The sequence below is a fragment of the Nonomuraea phyllanthi genome (assembly GCF_006334985.2).
Classification (GTDB): Bacteria; Actinomycetota; Actinomycetes; order Streptosporangiales; family Streptosporangiaceae; genus Nonomuraea; species Nonomuraea phyllanthi.
In genome coordinates, this window is record NZ_VDLX02000004.1 from 144,594 (window position 1) to 162,985 (window position 18,392).

The window sequence follows — 18,392 nt, forward strand, 5'->3', positions numbered from 1 at the left end:
CGGCGACCGAGGAGGTTCCGTCATGAGGACGACGCGCATGTCCACCCAGCGCAAAGACACCTCCTACCCAAAGGGCATGACGCTTCTTGTCACGATCGTTCGACCCATCGCCGGACCAGGGGATCCCGCCGCGTAGCACGTCCGTCCTGCGGCTGCTGCGCCCCGGCCCCAGGCCCGCCGCCGCGCTCGTCGCGGCCATCGCCGCCGCCACCGCCCTGCCGCTGGCGGCACCCCAGATCACCCGCCGCTTCGTCGACGACGCCGTCGCCGGGGCGAGCACCAGGCACCTGACCCTGATCGCCCTCGCCTACCTCGCGCTCGCCGTCGCGGGCCAGGCCGCCAGGATGGTCACCGCGTGGCTGGCGAGCCGCCTCGCCTGGGACGGCACCAACCGCCTGCGCGAGCGCCTCGCCCGGCACGCGCTCGGCCTCGACCTGGCCTTCCACGGCCGGCACACGCCCGGCGAGATGATCGAGCGCGTCGACGGCGACGTCGTGGCCGTGGCCGACTTCGTCGTCGCGTTCCTGATGGACGTCGTGGCCAGCGTGCTGCTGCTGGCCGGGGTGCTCGTCATCGTGTTCGGCGTCGACTGGCGCATCGGCGCCGCGCTGCTGGCGTACTGCCTGCTCATCGGGTTCGGGATGGCCCGCGCGCAGCGCCTGGCCGTGCCGTCGGCCGCCCGGTCGCGGGCGGCGAGCGCGCGCCTGTTCGGCCTGCTCGAAGAGCGGCTGGCCGGTGCCGAGGACCTCAGGGCCAACGGCGCCGGCGAGCACACCGTGCGCCGCTTCCACCAGGTCAACGCCCGCCTCTACCGCGCCGAGGTCAACGACGCCCGCGTCGGGACCACTCTGCTGGCGGGCACGTCGGTGGCGTTCGCGGCGGGCACCGCGATCATGCTGGCCCTCGCCGCGTGGACCCTGACGTCGGGGACGCTCACGATCGGCACCGCCGTGCTGATCTTCCAGTACACGCTGATGGTCCGCACGCCGTTCGAGCGGCTCATCGACCAGATCCGGCAGTACCAGGCCGCGCTGGCCGGCCTGGCCCGCATCGGCGGCCTGCTGGCCGAGCGGCGCACGCTGACGGACGGAACCCGGCCGCTGCCCGGAACGGGCCCGCTCGGCCTGAGCCTGGACGGCGTCGGCTTCGCCTACCCGGACGACGACGAGCAGGTGCTGTCCGGCATCACCCTCACGCTGGCCCCCGGCGAGACGCTCGGGCTGGTGGGACGCACGGGCAGCGGCAAGACCACCCTCGCCCGCCTGGTGCTGCGCCTGTACGACCCGACCGAGGGCGTCGTGCGCGCCGGCGGGCTGGACCTGCGCCAGGCGGACCCGGCCTCGCTCAGGCGGCGGATCGGCGTCGTCACCCAGGACGTGCAGCTGTTCGGGGCGAGCCTGCGCGACAACCTGACGCTCTTCCGGCCGCCGCCTGACAACGAGGTGCTGGAAGAGGTGCTGCGCGACGTCGGGCTCGGCGACTGGCTGGCCGGCCTCCCCGACGGGCTCGACACCCGGCTGGCCGGCGTGTCGGCGGGGGAGGCGCAGCTCATCGCGTTCGCCCGCGCGTTCCTCGCCGACCCCGGGCTCGTCGTGCTGGACGAGGCGTCCAGCAGGCTCGACCCCGCCACCGAACGCCGCATCGAGCACAGCATCGACCGCCTGCTCAGGAACAGGACCGGCGTGATCATCGCGCACCGGCTGTCCTCGCTCTCGCGCGTGGACAAGATCGCCGTACTCGACCAAGGCAAGATCATCGAGTACGGCCGCCGCGCCGACCTCGCCGCCGACCCCGGCAGCAGGTTCGGCCGGCTGCTCGACCTGGCGGGGGTGAGCCGGTGAAGCCCGTGACGCTGGTGGCCACCCGGCTGGCCACGTTCGACTTCCGCCGCTACCTCATCGGCGCGCTGCTCTGGCTCCCGGTCCACGTGATCCCGCTGGCCGGCGGGCTCGTCCTGCAGCGGGTCTTCGACGGGTTGCAGGGTGACGCGGGCTGGGTGCTGTGGCTGTGCGCGGCGTTCGTGGGCGTCGAGGTCGCCCGCGGCCTGATGATCATCATCGCCTGGACGTACGGCGTCTACTGGTGGGCCGCGGCGGCCACCCTCCTGCGCGCCAACGCGCTGCGCTCGCTCCTGACCGCCCGCGGCCCCGCCGCGGCGCGGCTGCCGCACTCCAGCGGCGAGTCCGTGTCCCGGCTGCGGGACGACGTGGCCGACGCCGTCGACTTCACCGACGAGAGCGTGAGCCTGGCCGGCACGACGCTCTTCGCCGCCGCCGCGCTGGCCGTCATGGCCTCCGTCGACCCGGTGATCACGCTGGTGCTCGTGCTGCCGATGATCGCCATCGGCGTGCTCAGCCGGGTCATGCGGCAGGCCATCGGCCGGCTGCACCAGCGCGCCAGGGTGCTCGGCGCGGCCGTCACGGCGTACGTGGGCGAGATCTTCGGCGGCGTGCTCGCCCTCAAGACCGCCGGGGCCGAGGCGGCGGCGCTGGAACGGCTGCGCGAGCACAACCGGCGGCGGCGCGCCGCGGCCGTCAAGGACCGCCTGGCCACCGACCTGCTGGACGCCGCCACCGGGACGACCGTGGAGATCGGCATCGGGCTCGTGCTGCTGCTGGCCGCGCCCGCCATGCGCGGCGGCGAGTTCACCGTGGGCGATCTCGCGCTGTTCACCAGCTACATCGGCTGGCTCACGGCGCTGCCCCGCTCGATCGGCACCATGCTCTACCGCCTGCCGCAGGCCGCGGTGGCCACCGAGCGGCTGACGCGCCTGATGGCGCCGCACGAGAGCGCCGGCGACCTGTCGCGGGGCGCCGACGTCTGGCTGCGCGGCGACCCGCCGCCCCTCCCGGCCGCGCCGCGGCACGGCGACCCGCTGCGGGTGCTGGAGGCGCGCGGGCTGAGCGCGCTCGGGGTGCGCGGGATCGACCTGCGCGTCGAGCGCGGCACGTTCACGGTGATCACGGGCGCGGTCGGCTCGGGCAAGACCACCCTGGTACGCGCCCTGCTCGGCCTGCTGCCGCTGGACGAGGGCGCCATCATGTGGAACGGCACGCCCGTCGAGGACCCCGGCACGTTCCTCGTGCCCGGCAGGGCGGCGTACGCGAGCCAGGTCCCGCGGCTGTTCTCCGCGACCCTGCGCGAGAACCTCCTGCTCGGCCTGCCCGCCGGTGACGCCGACCTCCGGCGGGCGCTGGAACTGGCCGCGTTCGAGTCCGACCTGGCCGCGATGCCCGACGGGCTCGACACCGTGGTCGGGCCGCGCGGGGTGCGGCTGTCCGGCGGCCAGGTGCAGCGGGCCACCGCCGCCCGCGCGCTGGTCCGTGACCCGGACCTGCTCGTCGTGGACGACCTGTCGTCCGCGCTCGACGTCGAGACCGAGCGGTCGCTGTGGGAGCGGATCTCCGGGCACGGCACCCTGCTGGTCGTCTCGCACCGCCAGGCCGCGCTCGAACGCGCCGACCAGATCATCGTGCTCGACCGCGGGCGGGTCGCCGGGCGCGGCCGGCTCGGGGAGCTGCTGGAGAGCTGCCCGGAGATGCGGCGGTTGTGGAGCGCCGAGCGCATCGCCGAGGCCGAGGAGAGGACGGGCGGGGGACAGGCCGGCCCCTGGGGATAGGCCGGCCCCTGGCACCCGGCCGGGTGAGGGCGGGAGCCTTCCGGGGCGGGGGATGGGCGGTCGCGGGGATCGGGCACCATGGACGGTGTGACAGTGACACGACTGGCCGAGCTGGTCGCCGGGGGAGGCGTGGCCGTGCTCAGCGGGGCAGGCCTGTCGACCGAGTCGGGCATCCCCGACTACCGGGGGCCGACCGGTCGGGCCCGGCGCGCCGAGCCGATGACGTACCAGCGCTTCGTCGGCAGCGCGGCGGCCCGGCAGCGCTACTGGGCGCGCAGCCACGTCGGCTGGCGGCAGATGGGGCAGGCCCGCCCCAACGCGGGCCACCGGGCCGTGGCCGAGCTGGAGCGGCGCGGGCTGGTGGCCGGCATCGTCACCCAGAACGTCGACGGCCTGCACCAGGCGGCCGGTGCCCGGCGGGTGATCGAGCTGCACGGCGGGCTCGACCGGGTGGTCTGCCTGTCGTGCCGGCAGCGCACGCCCCGCGCCGAGCTGGAGCGGCGGCTGCTCGCGGCCAACCCGGGCTGGGCCGCCAGCGGGCTGATCAACCCCGACGGCGACGCGGTGCTCACCGACGAGCAGGTCGAGGGGTTCCGGGTGGTCGACTGCGCGGCGTGCGGCGGCCTGCTCAAGCCCGACGTGATCTTCTTCGGCGAGAACGTCCCCCACCCACGCGTGGACGAGTGCTTCGCCGTGGTGGCGGGCGCGCGGCTGCTGCTGGTGCTGGGGTCCTCGCTGACGGTCAAGTCGGGATTGCGGTTCGTCACCAGGGCCGCCGAGCTGGGCATCCCCATCGCCATCGTCAACCAGGGCCCGACCGGGGGCGACGCCGAGGCCTGCCTCACCCTGGACGCCCCGCTCGGCCCGGCCCTGACCGACCTCACCGGCCTGCTGACGGTACGCCCCGCCGGGTCCCCGGCGGCACAATAGGACGCATGCCTCGTACATGCCCGTGCGGCCTGCCCGCCCCCTACGACGACTGCTGCGGCAGGCTCCACCGGGGCGAGGCGGCGGCCACCACCGCCGAGCGGCTCATGCGCTCCAGGTTCAGCGCGTTCGGGGTGGGCGACGCCGCCTACCTGCTCCGCACCTGGCACCCCGCCGCCCGGCCCGCCCGGCTCGACCTGGACCGGAAGGTGCGGTGGGAGCGCCTGGAGGTGCTGGAGACGACCGGCGGCAGCGTCGTGCACACCGAGGGCACGGTCCACTTCCGCGCCCACTACGTCGAGCGCGGGCGGCCGGGCGAGCTGGAGGAGAACAGCCGTTTCGTCCGCCTCGACGGCCGCTGGGTCTACGCCGGGGCGCTGTAGGTCAGCGCCGGCCCAGCACCCTCATGGCGGGTAGCGCGCGGTCGTCGTAGCCGAACAGGGCCTGGTTCTCCCAGGCGTCGCCCGACGACGGGTCGGCCGGGTCCCAGCCGTTGCCCGGGACGCCGGTCCAGGTCGCCTCCCAGGTGAACAGGCCGAGCCCCAGGCCGTGGGGGACGTCGCGGACGATGTCGGCCACCTTCGCCAGCATCGCCGCCTGCCCCTGCGGCGTAGCCGCGTAGCCGGGGTACGGCTCCGCCGAGGTGATGATGTTGGGCCAGCCGTCGTCGTCGGCCGTCGTGAACGGGTACGCGGTCTCGACCACGACCACCGGCCGGCCGTACCGGGTGGCGACGTCGTTGATGTTGGCCTGGAACGCCTCCAGCGTGCCGTGCCAGTACGGGTAGTACGACAGGCCGATCACGTCGTAGCGGATGCCGTGGGCGGCGGCGTTGTCGAACCACCACCGGTACAGCCCGTTGTCGCCCCCGTCGGCCAGGTGCAGCACCACCTGGGTGGATCGCGAGACGCGCTTGGCGGCGTCGTAGCCGGCGTTCAGCAGCCGGGCGGTGTTCGCCCAGTCGGCGTTGGAGCCGTCCGGCCAGAGCAGGCCGCCGTTGATCTCGTTGCCCACCTGGACCATGTCGGCCCTGGTGCCCTGGCGGCGCAGGGCGTCGAGCACGTCGTACGTGTGGTCGTACACCGCCCGCGTGAGCTCGTCGAGCGTCAGCCCCTCCCACGCGGCCGGCTTGATCTGCTTGCCGGGGTCCGCCCACGTGTCGGAGTAGTGGAAGTCCACCAGCAGGCGCAGCCCGAGCGCCTTGGCCCGCCTGGCGACGGCGAGCACCTGCGCCTTGGTGTTGTAGCCGTCGGCCGGGTTCACCCAGACCTTGAGCCGGATGTAGTTGAGCCCGGCCCGCGCGAGGATGCGCAGCGCGTCGCCCTGGTGGCCGCGGGCGTCGCGGTAGACGCCGCCGTACGCCTCCGACTTGGCCAGGCTGGAGACGTCCGCGCCCCTGATCCGCAGGGCATGGGCCTCGGCGGGGTGCGCGACGGACAGCGACGCGACGGCTAACAGGAGCGTGGCGAGGATGCGTTTCATCGGGATCTCCCTCAGGGGGTGGTGGCGACGACCATGACCGTGCCGGGCGCGACGGTGACCGGGCCGTCGTGGCGCACGCCGTCGAACACGCTGGTGCCGGTCACCCCCTCGACCGTCACGGGGTCGTCGCCGTGGTTGATCAGGAAGACGTGGTCGCCCCGGCGTACCACTTCGAGGGTGTCGGGCAGACCGCGCGGCCGGGACACGCCGGCGTGGTCGAGCACCTGGCCGAGCAGCTCGCGCAGGCCGCCGGAAGGGGCGGTGGCGAGGTACCAGGCGGTGCCCGCGCCGAGCTCGTGGCGGGTGAAGGCGGGGTGCCCGGCGTCGGGGCCGGTGGCGAAGCGCCGCACGGCGACCGCGCCGGCGGGGCGGATCCGCTCGGACCAGACGCGCGCGGGGGCGCCGCCGTCCAGCTCGACCGTCTCGTGCTCGCGCAGCGGGTGGAACTCCTCGATCGACAGGCCGAGCAGCTCGCGCAGCGCGCCGGGGTGGGCGCCGGGGTGGATCGTGTCGTGCTCGTCCACGATGCCGGAGAAGTACGACACGAGCAGGGTGCCGCCCGACTCGACGTACCGGTGCAGGTTCTTGGCGGCGGCCTCGGTCAGCAGGTACGAGCTGGGCGCCACCACCACCGCATAACCCGAAATATCGGCGGAAGGGTGGACGAAGTCCACCGTGACGTGCTCCCGCCACAGCGCCTCGTAGAAGGCGTCCATCCGCTCCCTGAACTCCAGGTCGACCGACGGCCGCCAGTCCAGCTCCAGCGCCCAGTACGACTCCCAGTCCCACACCAGCGCGACCTCGGCCCGCACCCGGCTGCCCCGGACCGCGGCGAGTTCGCGCAGGTCGGCGCCCAGCCGCACCACCTCGCGCCACTGCTCGGAGCCGGTCCCGGCGTGCGGCACCATGCCCGAGTGGAACTTCTCCGCGCCGAAGCGCGAGGCCCTGAACTGGAAGAACAGCACGCTGTCCGAGCCGCGCGCCACGTGCGCGAGGCTGTTGCGGCGCATCTCGCCCGGGCGCTTGGCGAGGTTGCGCGGCTGCCAGTTGACCGCGCCCGCCGAGTGCTCCATGAGCATCCACGGCGCGCCGCCCGCCACCGAGCGGGCGAGGTCGGCCGACATGGCCAGGTCGATGTGGTTGTCCGGCCGCTCAGCCTTGAGGTAGTGGTCGTTGGCGATCACGTCCAGCTCGCGCGCCCACCGCCACAGGTCGGTCGACTTGCAGTTCACGGTCCCGGCGAAGTTCGTGGTCACGGGGATCCCCGGGGCGAGGTCGCGCAGGATGTCACGCTGGAGCGCGTAGTGCGCGCGGTGCTCGCCGTCGCTGAAGCGGGCGTAGTCGAGGCGCTGGGCCGGGTTGACCGCCGTGTGGTTGAAGCGCGGGGCGTCGATCTCCGCCCAGTCGGTGTACGTCTGGCCCCAGAACGTGGCGCCCCAGGCCTCGTTCAGCGCCGGGACCTCCCGATACGTGGTGCGCAGCCATTCACGCCAGGCCGCCACGCTGTGCTCGCAGTAGCACTCGCCGAGCGGCGCCCCGTACTCGTTGTGCACGTGCCACATGACCACGGCCGGATGCCCCCGGTAGTGCTCGCCCAGCGCGCGCACCAGCCGCGCGGTGGCCTCGCGGAAGGCCGGGGCGCTGGAGCAGGCGCTCTGCCTGCCGCCGAGCCCGATCCGCTGCCCGTCCCTGGTCACCGGCAGCACGTCGGGGTGCGCGCGGACGAACCAGGCGGGCGGGGCGGCCGTCGGCGTGGCCAGGGCGACCGCGACCCCGTTCGCGTGCAGCCGGTCGACGATCTCGTCCAGCCAGCCGAACGCGTAGCGCCCCTCCGCGGGCTCCATGAGCGCCCACGAGAACATGCCGAGGCTGACCAGGTTGACCCCGGCCTCGCGCATCAGGGCCGCGTCCTCCTCCAGGACCTCCCGCGGCCACTGCTCCGGGTAGTAGTCGCCGCCAAAGGCGATCCCGGCAGGACGCTCCGGATACATCCATCCCCCTCAATAGCTCTGTGAACGTGCACAGTAACCGATGTCCGGGATTCCGGGGAGAGGCGGCCCGACGAGGACCGCCTAACGACACCGTAACGACCCCTTGACGCGCGTTTCACGCCTGCTTCACTCTGTGCACGTTCACAGAACCTTCTGGAGGTACGCAATGCGCGCCAACCGCCTTGGAGCAGCCCTGGCCGCCGTGCTCACGGCAACCCTCGCGAGCTGCGGGTCCAGTGAGCCCGCCGCGAGCCCCGAGGCGGCGCAGAGCCCCGCGGCCGCCGCCACCGGACCGGTCAAGCTGACGTACTGGACCTGGGCCCCCAACATGGACAAGATCGTCGCCGCGTGGAACCAGGAGCACCCGGACATCCAGGTCACGGTCAGCAAGCAGGCCGGCGGTGACGACGCCGCCGCCAAGTTCCTCACCGCGGCCAAGGCCGGCAACCCGCCCGACCTGGTGCAGGCCGAGTACCAGCACCTTCCCTCGTTCGTCGCCGCCGACGCGGTGGCCGACCTCAAGGCCGAGACCGCCTCGATCGCGGGCGAGTTCGCCGAGGGCCTGTGGGGCCTCGTCACGCTCGGCACCGAGGGCGTGTACGGCATCCCGCAGGACAGCGGCCCGATGATGCTCTTCTACCGCGAGGACCTCTTCGACAAGTACGGCCTGAGCGTCCCCAAGACCTGGCAGGAGTACGCCGACGCCGCCCGCGCCCTGCGCAAGAAGGACCCGAAGGCGTACCTCGGCACGTTCTCCAGCAAGGATCCGGGAGCGTTCACGGGCCTGGCGCAGCAGGCCGGCGCCCAGTGGTGGTCGATCAGCGGCGAGTCGTGGAAGGTGAACATCGCCGACGAGCCCACCAAGAAGGTCGCCGACTACTGGGGCGGCCTGGTCAAGGAGGGCGTCATCGACGACATGCCCTACTTCACCCCCGAGTGGAACAAGGCGCTCAACGACGGCAGGCTGCTGACCTGGCCGTCGGCCGTGTGGGCGCCCGGCGTGCTGGAGAGCAACGCGCCCAAGGCCAAGGGCAAGTGGGCCGTCGCCCCGCTCCCGCAGTGGAACGCGGGCGAGAGCTTCAGCGGCTTCTGGGGCGGCTCCTCCACCGCCGTGTCGTCCAAGACGCCCAACAAGGCCGCCGCCACCCAGTTCGCCACCTGGCTCAACACCGACCCCGCCGCCCTGGACCTGCTGGTCAAGGAGGCCGCGATCTACCCGGCGAGCACCAAGGCGCAGTCCGCGCTCGGCCAGGCCCCCGGCTACTTCTCCAACCAGCCCGACTTCTGGCAGCAGGCCGCCACGGTCTCGGCCGGGGCGCGCGGCTTCACGTTCGGGCCCAACGTCGGGGTGACGTACAACACCTTCAAGGACGCCTTCGACAAGGCGCTGCAGAACAAGACCGCCTTCTCCGGCGCGGTCCAGGCGATGCAGGACGCCACGGTCGCCGACATGCGCAAGTCCGGCTTCCAGCTCGCCTCATGAGGCGCTCCGGCAGGGGGGCGTGGCCGTACCTGTTCCTGACCCCCGCGATGGTGCTGTTCACGCTGTTCCTCGCCGTGCCCATCGGCTACACCGTCTGGCTGGCGACCCGGCGCACCAAGGTGTCCGGGCTCGGGCTGGGCCGGGGCGCGCGGCGAGAGGTCTCCGTCGGGTTCGACAACTTCTCCGCCGCCCTGTCCGACGCCGAGCTGTGGCACGGCTGGCTGCGCGTGCTCGGCTACGGCGCTCTGGTGCTGGTCGTGATGCTGGGCCTGGCGCTGCTGTTCGCGCTGCTGCTGGACTCGGCGCGGGTGCGGCTGGCCCGGTTCTCCCGGATCGCGATCTTCCTGCCGTACGCGGTGCCGGGCGTGGCCGCCACGCTGCTGTGGGGCTTCCTCTACCTGCCCTCGCTCAGCCCCATCAGGGACGTCCTGGAGATCGACTTCCTCGGCGCGAGCACCGTCACGTACTCCATGGCGAACGTGGCGGTGTGGGGCGGGACCGGCTTCAACATGCTCGTGCTCTACACCGCGCTCCGGGCGATCCCGCGCGACCTGTACGAGGCCGCGCGGCTCGACGGCGCCTCCGAGATCCAGATCGCGGTACGCGTGAAGATCCCGATGCTGACCCCGGCGATCATCCTCACCACCGTGTTCTCGATCATCGCGACCATCCAGGTGTTCACCGAGCCGTCCACCCTGCGCCCGCTCACCAACACCATCAGCTCGACGTGGAGCCCGCTCATGAAGGTCTACCGCGACGCGTTCGTCACCGGCGACCTGTACTCGGCCGCCGCCACGTCGATCGTCATCGCGGCCATCTCGCTCGTCCTGTCGTTCGGGTTCCTGCGCGTGGTCCGCAACCGCGCCTTCGGGGAGGGCTGATGGCCAGCGCACACCGGCTGAAGGCCGCCCGGGCGCCGTGGGGCGTCGCGCCGACCGGGCTGCTGCTGCTCGGCGCCATCTACTGCCTGTTCCCGGTGTTCTGGGTGCTCATCGCCGCCACCAAGTCGCCGGCGGAGCTGTTCAGCACCTCGACGCTCTCCTTCGGCACCGGCTTCCTCGACAACGTGACGCAGCTGTTCGCCTACCGCGACGGGGTGTTCTGGCTGTGGGCGGCCAACACCCTGCTCTACGCGGGCGGCGGCGCGCTGCTGTCGACCGCGGTCTCGGCGGTGTCGGGCTACACGCTGGCGAAATACCGTTTCCGCGGCCGGAACCTCATCTTCAACCTGCTCATCGGCGGCATCCTCGTGCCGTCCGTGGTGCTGGCGATCCCGCAGTACCTGCTGTTCTCCAAGGTCGGGCTGGCCGACACGTACTGGGCCGTGCTGCTGCCGCAGATCCTGCACCCGTACAGCATCTACCTGGCGCGCGTCTACGCCACCGCGGCCATCCCCGACTCGCTGCTGGAGGCGGGGCGCATCGACGGGGCCGGCGAGGGGCGGCTCATGTACCAGGTGGCGATCCCGCTGATGGTGCCCGGCATGGTGACGATCTTCCTGTTCCAGTTCGTGGCGATCTGGAACAACTTCCTGCTGCCGTTCATCATGCTCGGCGACGACGGCAAGTTCCCGCTCACGGTCGGCCTGTTCACGCTCCTGCAGTCGGGGGCGAACCAGCCCTCCCTGTACAACCTGATCCTCACCGGCGCGTTCCTGTCGCTCATCCCCTTGATCGCGCTCTTCCTCACGATGCAGCGATACTGGAAGACCGACCTGTCCTCTGGAGCTGTGAAGTGAAGCGCCCAACGATCCACGACGTCGCCGCCGCCGCTGGCGTGTCACGCGGCACGGTGTCCCGGCTGCTCAACGGCGACAAGTACGTCAGCCCGGCGGCGCGCGTGGCCATCGAGCGCGCCATCTCGGAGACCGGCTACGTCGTCAACCGGGCCGCCCGCAGCCTCGTCACGCAGCGCACCGGCTCGGTGGTGATGGTGCTGTCGGAGCCGCATGACAAGGTGTTCGAGGACCCCAACTACAGCACCACCATCCGGGTCGCCATCAGGATGCTGGCCGAGCGCGACCTGTCGCTCGTCATGATGATGGCGGGCGACGAGGGCGACCGCGAGCGGGTGGCCCGCTACATCCGTGGCGGCCACGCCGACGGGGTGCTGCTCATGTCGACGCACGCCGGCGACCCGTTCGTCGAGGCGCTGCAGCCGGGGCCGCCCGCGGTCTCCTACGGCGCCGTCATCGGCCGCGAGGGCGTCATCCCGTACGCCGCCGCCGACGACCGCCTGGGCGGCCGGCAGATGACCGAGTACTTCGTCGCCCAGGGGCGCAGGCGCATCGCCATGATCACCGGCCCGATGGACACCCCCGGCGGCATCCAGCGCCTGGAGGGGTTCGCCGACGTGCTGGGCCGCAAGGCCAGCACGAAGCTGATCGCGCACGGCGACTGGACCCAGGCCAGCGGCGAGCGGGCCATGACCGAGCTGCTGGAGCGCACGCCCGACATCGACGCCGTCTTCGTCGCCTCCGACCTGATGGCGGCCGGCGCCCTGGCCGCGCTGCGCGCCGCCGGGCGGCGCGTGCCTGACGACGTGGCGGTGGGCGGCTTCGACGACTCGTCGGTGGCCGTCTCGACGCACCCGCCGCTGACCACGATCCGCCAGCCGCTGGCGGAGGTGGCGCAGGAGACGGTACGCCTGCTGCTGGCGCTCATCGACGGGGGGAAGCACGTGGATCCGGTGATACTGCCCACGGAGCTGGTGATCCGCGAGTCCGCCTGATCAGGCGGCGGCCGCTGACCGATGGCGACGCGACCTGCGGGCATCCTGTCACTCCTTCCGGGAATTGACATGATGGCCCGTATGGCGATCAACGAACTGAGCCCCGACGAACTGCTCACCACCACCCGTAGCGTGCGCAGGCGCCTCGACCTGACCCGGCCGGTCCCCGTCGAGCTGGTGCGCGAGTGCCTGGAGGTCGCGCTCCAGGCGCCCACCGGCGGCAACCGGCAGGGCTGGCACTGGCTGGTGGTGACCGACCCGGACAGGCGCCGGGCGATCGGCGGCTACTACGAGCGCTCCTACCGCGCGTACGCCGAGTCGAAGGCCTCGGCGGGCGCGCTGTTCCAGGACGACCCGGAGCGGGCGGGGGTGCAGCGGCGCGTGTCCGAGAGCGCCACCTACCTGGCCGAGCACATGGGCGAGGTGCCGGTGCTGGTCATCGGGTGCCTCACGCTGGACGGGGCCGCGCTGCCGGAGGGCAACCAGGCCGGGCTGTGGGGGTCGCTGCTGCCCGCCGCCTGGAGTTACATGCTGGCCGCCAGGGCCCGCGGGCTCGGCACGGCGTGGACGTCGCTGCACCTGGCGTACGAGAGCGAGATCGCCGAGCTGCTCGGCATCCCCGCCCACGTGCGGCAGGGCGTGCTGATCCCGACCGCCTACCACACCGGGGAGACGTTCCGGCCGGCCAGGCGGCAGCCGCTGGACGACGTGCTGCACGTCGATCGCTGGTAGCCGCCGCGAAGATCGCGCCCGACGGGGCAGACATGATGAAATGTCGGCATAAACGGGGGTCTGAAGAGGATCATGGGTCCCAGCCCCAGCTCACCTGACCGAGGAGCCGACAGTGCCCGACAGCGAGCACGAGCACGCACCCCGCGGAGTCGACACCACCAGGCCCAGTGTCTCCCGCGTCTACGACTACATGCTCGGCGGCAAGGACAACTACGAGATCGACCGCCAGGTGGCCGCCGCCGCGCTCCAGGTCGCGCCCGACGCGCCCCAGGCCGCCAGGGCGAACCGGGAGTTCCTGCGCCGCACGGTGCGCTTTCTCGCGGCCGAGGCCGGCATCCGCCAGTTCCTGGACATCGGCTCGGGCCTGCCGACGCAGGGCAACGTGCACGAGATCGCCCAGTCGGTCGCCCCGCTCTCGCGGGTCGTCTACGTCGACCACGACCCCATCGTGCTCGTCCACGGCCGCGCGCTGCTCGCCGTGGACGAGACCACCACGATCGTCGACGCCGACGCCCGGGAGCCGGAGAAGATCTTCGACGACCCGAGGACCCGCGGCCTGATCGACTTCGGCGAGCCGGTCGGGCTGCTGATGTTCGGGATCCTGCACCACCTGGCCGACGAGGAGGACCCGGCCGGCGTCGCGGAGGCCTTCATCCGGCCGCTCGCCCCGGGCAGCCACGTGGTGATCTCGCACTTCCACAACCCGGGCGAGGCCCACCCGGAGGTGTCGAAGCAGGCGGACGAGGCGGAGCGGATCTTCAACGAGCACCTCGGCACCGGCCGGTGGCGCACCCGCGAGGAGATCCTCGCCTACTTCGACGGCCTCGACCTGGTGGACCCCGGCCTGGTGCCGCTGCCCGAGTGGCGTCCGGGGCCCGACGACCACGCCACACCGGGCATCACGTACCACACCTTCGTGGGGGGCGTGGCACGCAAGCCGTAGCTCCTAGCCGGGCAGCTTGCCGGTGGCCACCACGTCGCGGTACCAGTGGGCGCTGTCCTTCCAGACGCGCTCCAGCGTGCCCGGCTCCACGCGCACGATGCCGAACCGCTTGGCGTAGCCGTGCGCCCACTCGAAGTTGTCCATGAGCGACCACACGAAGTAGCCGCGCACGTCCGCGCCCCCCGCGATCGCCTCGGCCACGGCGGTCAGGTGCCGGTGCAGGTAGTCGACGCGCCGCTCGTCGTGCACGCGCCCGTCGGGCGTCACGACGTCGGCGAACGCCGCGCCGTTCTCGGTGATCATCAGGGGCGTGCCCGGGTGGTCGCGGTGCAGCCGCAGCAGCAGCTCGGTCAGGCCGGTCTCGTCGATGTTCCAGCCCATCTCGGTGTACGGGCCGGGCTGCTGGACGAACTCGACGTCCTCGCACGCGATCCACGGCGAGGCGGCCCCGTCCTGGTGCCCGTCGGCGGTCGCCCGCTCGGAGGAGCCGTCCCACTGGCGTACCAGCGTGGGGTTGTAGTAGTTGACCCCGAGCACGTCGATCGGCTGGCAGGCGGTGGCCTCGTCGCCGTCGCGCACGAACGACCAGTCGGTCACGGCGGCGGTGTCCTCGATGAGGTCGCGCGGGTAGGCGCCCTCCAGCATGGGGCCGAGGAAGGCCCGGTTGGCCACCGCGTCCGCCCGCCGCACGGCGTCCGCGTCGGCCTCGGACACGCCGCGCACGTGGTGCAGGTTGAGCGTGACCGACATCTTCGCGTCCTTGGCCCCGGTCGCGCGCAGCGCCTGGACGGCCAGGCCGTGGCCCAGGTTGAGGTGGTGCACGGCGGCCAGCGCGGCGGCCGGCTCGGTCCGGCCGGGGGCGTGCACGCCGGAGGCGTAGCCGAGGTAGGCCGAGCACCACGGCTCGTTCAGGGTGATCCAGGTGTGCACGCGGTCGCCGATCGTCTCGCCCATGAGCGTGGCGTAGTCGGCGAACCGGTAGGCGGTCTCGCGCTCGGGCCAGCCGCCCGCGTCCTCCAGCTCCTGCGGCAGGTCCCAGTGGTAGAGGGTGGCGACGGGGGCGATGTTCCTGGCCAGCAGGCCGTCCACCAGCCGCTCGTAGAAGTCCAGCCCCGGCCGGTTGGCCCTGCCCTGGGGGCGCACGCGCGGCCACGAGATCGAGAACCGGTACGCGCCCACGCCCAGCGCGGCCAGCAGGTCCAGATCCTCATCCAGCCGGTGGTAGTGGTCACAGGCCACGTCGCCGGTGTCGCCGTTGGCCACCAGCCCGGGGGTGTGCGAGAACGTGTCCCAGATCGACGGGCCGCGGCCGTCCTCGGCGGCGGCCCCCTCCACCTGGTAGGCCGCGGTGGCGGTGCCCCACAGGAAGTTCTCGGGAAAGGCGGTCATGCACAACTCCTTCAGAGGGTGATCTCGATGTCGTCGCCCGGCGGCGGCGTTTGCGGTGAGGGCTCCACGAGGGCCGCGACCGCGCGTGGCGCCAGCACCACGTGCCCGTCGGCGGCGGATCCGGTCAGCAGGTCGGTGGCCGGGCGGGGGAGGGGCACGCGCACCGTCTCGGTGCCGTGGTTGAGCAGGAACAGGATCTCGCCACGGCGCACCGCCTCGACGCCGTGCCGCGGCTCCGGCAGGATCCCGTCCACGCCCGCGTCGGCCAGCGCCCGCTCGGCCAGCTCGCCGAGCGCGTCCGGCTCGGGCATCGTCGCGACGTACCAGGCGACGCCCTCGCCGGCGCGGTGCCGCAGCACCGCGGGCCGCCCGTCACCGGCGAACGCGGCCACCGTCTCGGCGCCCTCCGCGGCGACCAGCTCGGTCCAGGTGTGCGCGTCGAACTCCGCGCCGCCCGCCCACCGGCAGCGTACGGGGCCCTCGACCGGCTGCCACTCCTCGCCGGACGCGCCCAGCACCGCGCGCAGCGGCGCCGGGAAGCGTCCGGTGCGCACGTGCGCCCGCGGGTCGACGATGCCGGAGAACGGCCCGACGACCAGGACGCCGCCGCCGTGGACGTAGGCGGTCATGGCGCCGGCGTCGGCGTCGGAGACGAGGAAGAGGTTCGGTACCACGACCAGGGCGTAGCCGGTCAGGTCGGCGGACGGGGGCACCAGGTCCACGGTGACTCCGCGTTCCCAGAACGGCAGGTAGTAGGAGAAGAGCTGCTCGACCGCGTTGAGGCGGTCGCTGGGCCGGCCGCGCTCCTCCAGCGCCCACCAGCTCGGCCAGTCGAACACCATGGCCACCCGCGCGGGCACCGGCCGCCCCGCCACGCGGGCCAGCTCGCGCAGCTCCCGCCCGTGGGCGCGGATCTCGGCGTGCAGGCGGGTGTCGGGGCCGGCGTGGGGGAGCATCGCGGAGTGGAAGCGCTCGGCGCCGAAGCGGGAGGCCCGCCACTGGAAGTAGCACAGGCCGTCGGCGCCGCGGGCGACCGCCTGCAGCGACTCCAGCCGGAGCCGGCCCGGCGGCTTGGGCGGGTTGTGCGGGCGCCAGTTGACCGCGCTCGCGGCCTGCTCCATCAGCAGCCACGGCCCGCCCCCGGCCAGGCCGCGCATCAGGTCGTGCGTGAGCGCCGTGCGGGCGGGCGCGAGCGGGTCGGCCGGGTCGGGGTAGTGGTCGTTGGAGACGACGTCCTCCTCCCGCGCCCACGACCAGGCGTCGACCGGCTTGAACAGGCCCATGAAGTTGGTGGTGACCGGGATGTCCGGGGTGTGGCGGCGCAGGAGGTCGCGTTCGGCGCGGAAGTGGTCGAGCAGCGCGTCGGAGCAGAAGCGCCGCCAGTCGAGCTGCTGCGACGGGTTGATGATGTAGGGGGCGCGGCGCGGGGTGACGACCTCGGCCCAGTCGCCGTAGCGCTGGCTCCAGAACGTGGTGCCCCAGGCCTCGTTGAGCGCGTCGAGGTCGCCGTAACGGGCCTTGAGCCAGGTACGGAACGCCTCGGCGGACTCGTCGCAGTGGCAGACCTGGCCGTACTCGTTGCCCACGTGCCACAGGGCGAGCGCCGGGTGGCCCGCGTACCGGGCGGCCAGGTCCTCCACCAGGGCCAGCGCGTGCTCCCGGTAGACGGGCGACGAAGGGCAGAACTGGTTGCGCGAGCCGTACCAGAGGCGGTGGCCCGACTCGTCCACCGGCAGGGTCTCCGGCCGGCGGTGCCCCAGCCACGGCGGCGGGGAGGCGGTCGGGGTGGCGAGGTCGACCGCGATGCCGGATTCGTCCATGAGGTCGAGCACCCGGTCCAGCCAGGCGAAGTCCCTCGCGCCCGGCTCCGGCTCGATGCGGGCCCAGCTGAAGACGCCGACCGTGACGAGGTTGACCCCGGCGGCCCGCATCAGCTCGGCGTCCTCGGCCCACACGTGCTCGGGCCACTGCTCGGGGTTGTAGTCGCCGCCGAACAGCAGGCCGCGCCCGCCGGTGAGCGTGTGGAGTCCCGGCCGGGTCATGCTCCGGCCTCCTTCCTCCGCCGTGGCGGGGCCGAGCTGTCGCCGACGACGAGGCGGCAGGGCAGCAGTTTCCGGGCCGGCGGGCCGTCGCCGTCCAGCCGGTCGATGAGCATCCGCACGGCGAGCCCGCCCAGCTCGGCGCTCGGCGGCTCCAGCGTGGTCAGGCGCGGATGGAACATCTCGGCGACCCTGGACGACGACGAGACCAGCAGCAGCGTCAGGTCGCCGGGGATCCGCCACCCGCGCGCGGCCACCGCCGCGAGCACCCCGACCGCCGCCCGGTCGCCCATCACGGCCAGCGCCGTCACGTCCGGATGCGCCGTGACCAGCCGCTCGAACGCCTGCCCGCCCTCCTCGGGGGAGCCGGGACGGAAGCCTGCGACGTAGCCGATCCCGGCCGCGCGGGCGGCGCCGGCGAACTCGGCCCCGGCGCGGACCGCGGGACCGTAGCCCGCCGCGTGCCGGTCGGCGGGGAGCTCGAAGAAGGCGAGCTTGCGGTGCCCGAGCCCGGCCACGTGCGCCACGGCCTCCCGCGCCGTGGCGGCGAAGTCGATGTCGGCGTGGTCGACGCGGCCGGGGTCGCGGGTCCGGCCGATCATGCTGAACGGGATGCCCGCCTCCAGCAGGAACTCCACGCGCTCGTCGGCCAGGCCCACCTCCATCAGCAGCACGCCGTCCACCAGCCCCAGGCCGGTGAGGTGGCGCAGCTCCTCGATCGGGTCGGCGTGCTCGGCGGAGAGCAGCAGGTGGTGGCCGAGTTCGCGGGCCGTCTCGGCGGCGCCGGTGACGAACTGCATCTGGGTCAGCCCGAAGCCGCCGCGCGGGGCGGGGAACAGCAGGGCCAGGATGCGGGTGCGCCCGCCCTGCAGCCCCCTGGCCAGGGGACTGGGGCGGTAGCCGAGCTCGGCTGCGGCCTGCTCGACCCGCCGCCTCGTGCCGGCCGCCACGGGACGGGTGCCGTTGAGCGCGGCGGACACGGTGCTGACCGCGACCTGTGCCCGCTCGGCCACGTCACGTATCGAAGCCATGCCCCCCGCCGATCGAGCCCCCGTCG

Annotated in this window: 15 protein-coding genes; 10 read left to right on the forward strand and 5 right to left on the reverse strand. The window is 73.1% G+C overall.

Annotated elements, in window-relative coordinates; translation table 11 throughout:
• Positions 1–86 precede the first annotated feature (86 nt).
• The 4 genes from FH608_RS12190 to FH608_RS12205 all read left to right on the forward strand — a co-directional run bounded on the left by FH608_RS12190 (position 87) and on the right by FH608_RS12205 (position 4,929).
• Positions 87–1,841 carry an ABC transporter ATP-binding protein gene (locus FH608_RS12190; RefSeq protein ID WP_226899356.1) on the forward strand — a complete coding sequence of 585 codons (1,755 nt, stop codon included), beginning with the start codon at positions 87–89 and terminating at the stop codon, positions 1,839–1,841.
• Positions 1,838–3,619, forward strand: a complete 1,782-nt coding sequence (locus tag FH608_RS12195) for an ABC transporter ATP-binding protein (RefSeq protein WP_226899357.1) — start codon at positions 1,838–1,840, stop codon at positions 3,617–3,619. The genes FH608_RS12190 and FH608_RS12195 overlap by 4 nt, the downstream gene beginning before the upstream one ends.
• 78 nt (positions 3,620–3,697) lie before the next feature.
• Positions 3,698–4,549: an NAD-dependent protein deacetylase gene (locus tag FH608_RS12200; protein ID WP_139630574.1), complete on the forward strand. Its 852-nt coding sequence runs from the start codon at positions 3,698–3,700 to the stop codon at positions 4,547–4,549.
• A 5-nt stretch (positions 4,550–4,554) separates the two neighbouring features.
• Positions 4,555–4,929 carry a YchJ family protein gene (locus FH608_RS12205; RefSeq protein ID WP_139630575.1) on the forward strand — a complete coding sequence of 125 codons (375 nt, stop codon included), beginning with the start codon at positions 4,555–4,557 and terminating at the stop codon, positions 4,927–4,929.
• Position 4,930: 1 nt separating this feature from the next.
• Here the strand turns inward: FH608_RS12205 and FH608_RS12210 are convergent, their stop codons facing one another.
• Both FH608_RS12210 and FH608_RS12215 read right to left on the reverse strand, forming a co-directional pair.
• Entirely contained in the window at positions 4,931–6,028 is a 1,098-nt protein-coding gene (locus FH608_RS12210; RefSeq protein WP_139630576.1) for a glycoside hydrolase family 53 protein, read from the reverse strand.
• An 11-nt stretch (positions 6,029–6,039) separates the two neighbouring features.
• Positions 6,040–8,019 carry a beta-galactosidase gene (locus FH608_RS12215; protein WP_139630577.1) on the reverse strand — a complete coding sequence of 660 codons (1,980 nt, stop codon included), beginning with the start codon at positions 8,017–8,019 and terminating at the stop codon, positions 6,040–6,042.
• A gap of 166 nt (positions 8,020–8,185) precedes the next feature.
• Between FH608_RS12215 and FH608_RS12220 the strand changes: the two genes are divergently transcribed.
• From FH608_RS12220 to FH608_RS12245, 6 genes are all read left to right on the forward strand, one after another.
• Positions 8,186–9,502, forward strand: a complete 1,317-nt coding sequence (locus FH608_RS12220) for an ABC transporter substrate-binding protein (RefSeq protein WP_139630578.1) — start codon at positions 8,186–8,188, stop codon at positions 9,500–9,502.
• Positions 9,499–10,383, forward strand: coding sequence for a carbohydrate ABC transporter permease (locus FH608_RS12225; protein WP_139630579.1), 885 nt, complete (start codon positions 9,499–9,501; stop codon positions 10,381–10,383). Before FH608_RS12220 ends, FH608_RS12225 begins: the two co-directional genes overlap by 4 nt.
• The gene (locus FH608_RS12230) at positions 10,383–11,240 is read left to right on the forward strand and encodes a carbohydrate ABC transporter permease (protein ID WP_139630580.1); all 858 of its coding nucleotides are present in this window, start codon (positions 10,383–10,385) and stop codon (positions 11,238–11,240) included. Before FH608_RS12225 ends, FH608_RS12230 begins: the two co-directional genes overlap by 1 nt.
• The gene (locus tag FH608_RS12235; RefSeq protein ID WP_139630581.1) at positions 11,237–12,232 is read left to right on the forward strand and encodes a LacI family DNA-binding transcriptional regulator; all 996 of its coding nucleotides are present in this window, start codon (positions 11,237–11,239) and stop codon (positions 12,230–12,232) included. Before FH608_RS12230 ends, FH608_RS12235 begins: the two co-directional genes overlap by 4 nt.
• Before the next feature lie 81 nt (positions 12,233–12,313).
• Positions 12,314–12,964: a nitroreductase family protein gene (locus tag FH608_RS12240; RefSeq protein WP_139630582.1), complete on the forward strand. Its 651-nt coding sequence runs from the start codon at positions 12,314–12,316 to the stop codon at positions 12,962–12,964.
• A gap of 112 nt (positions 12,965–13,076) precedes the next feature.
• A complete protein-coding gene (locus FH608_RS12245; protein ID WP_139630583.1) occupies positions 13,077–13,907 on the forward strand; it encodes an SAM-dependent methyltransferase in 831 nt (276 codons plus the stop codon).
• A 3-nt stretch (positions 13,908–13,910) separates the two neighbouring features.
• Here the strand turns inward: FH608_RS12245 and FH608_RS12250 are convergent, their stop codons facing one another.
• From FH608_RS12250 to FH608_RS12260, 3 genes are read right to left on the reverse strand one after another with little or no spacing between them, the layout of a single operon-like run.
• A complete protein-coding gene (locus FH608_RS12250; RefSeq protein ID WP_139630584.1) occupies positions 13,911–15,296 on the reverse strand; it encodes a GH1 family beta-glucosidase in 1,386 nt (461 codons plus the stop codon).
• An 11-nt stretch (positions 15,297–15,307) separates the two neighbouring features.
• Positions 15,308–17,338: a beta-galactosidase gene (locus FH608_RS12255; RefSeq protein ID WP_139630585.1), complete on the reverse strand. Its 2,031-nt coding sequence runs from the start codon at positions 17,336–17,338 to the stop codon at positions 15,308–15,310.
• The gene (locus FH608_RS12260) at positions 17,335–18,366 is read right to left on the reverse strand and encodes a LacI family DNA-binding transcriptional regulator (RefSeq protein ID WP_139630586.1); all 1,032 of its coding nucleotides are present in this window, start codon (positions 18,364–18,366) and stop codon (positions 17,335–17,337) included. Before FH608_RS12260 ends, FH608_RS12255 begins: the two co-directional genes overlap by 4 nt.
• Between the last annotated feature and the right edge of the window lie 26 nt (positions 18,367–18,392).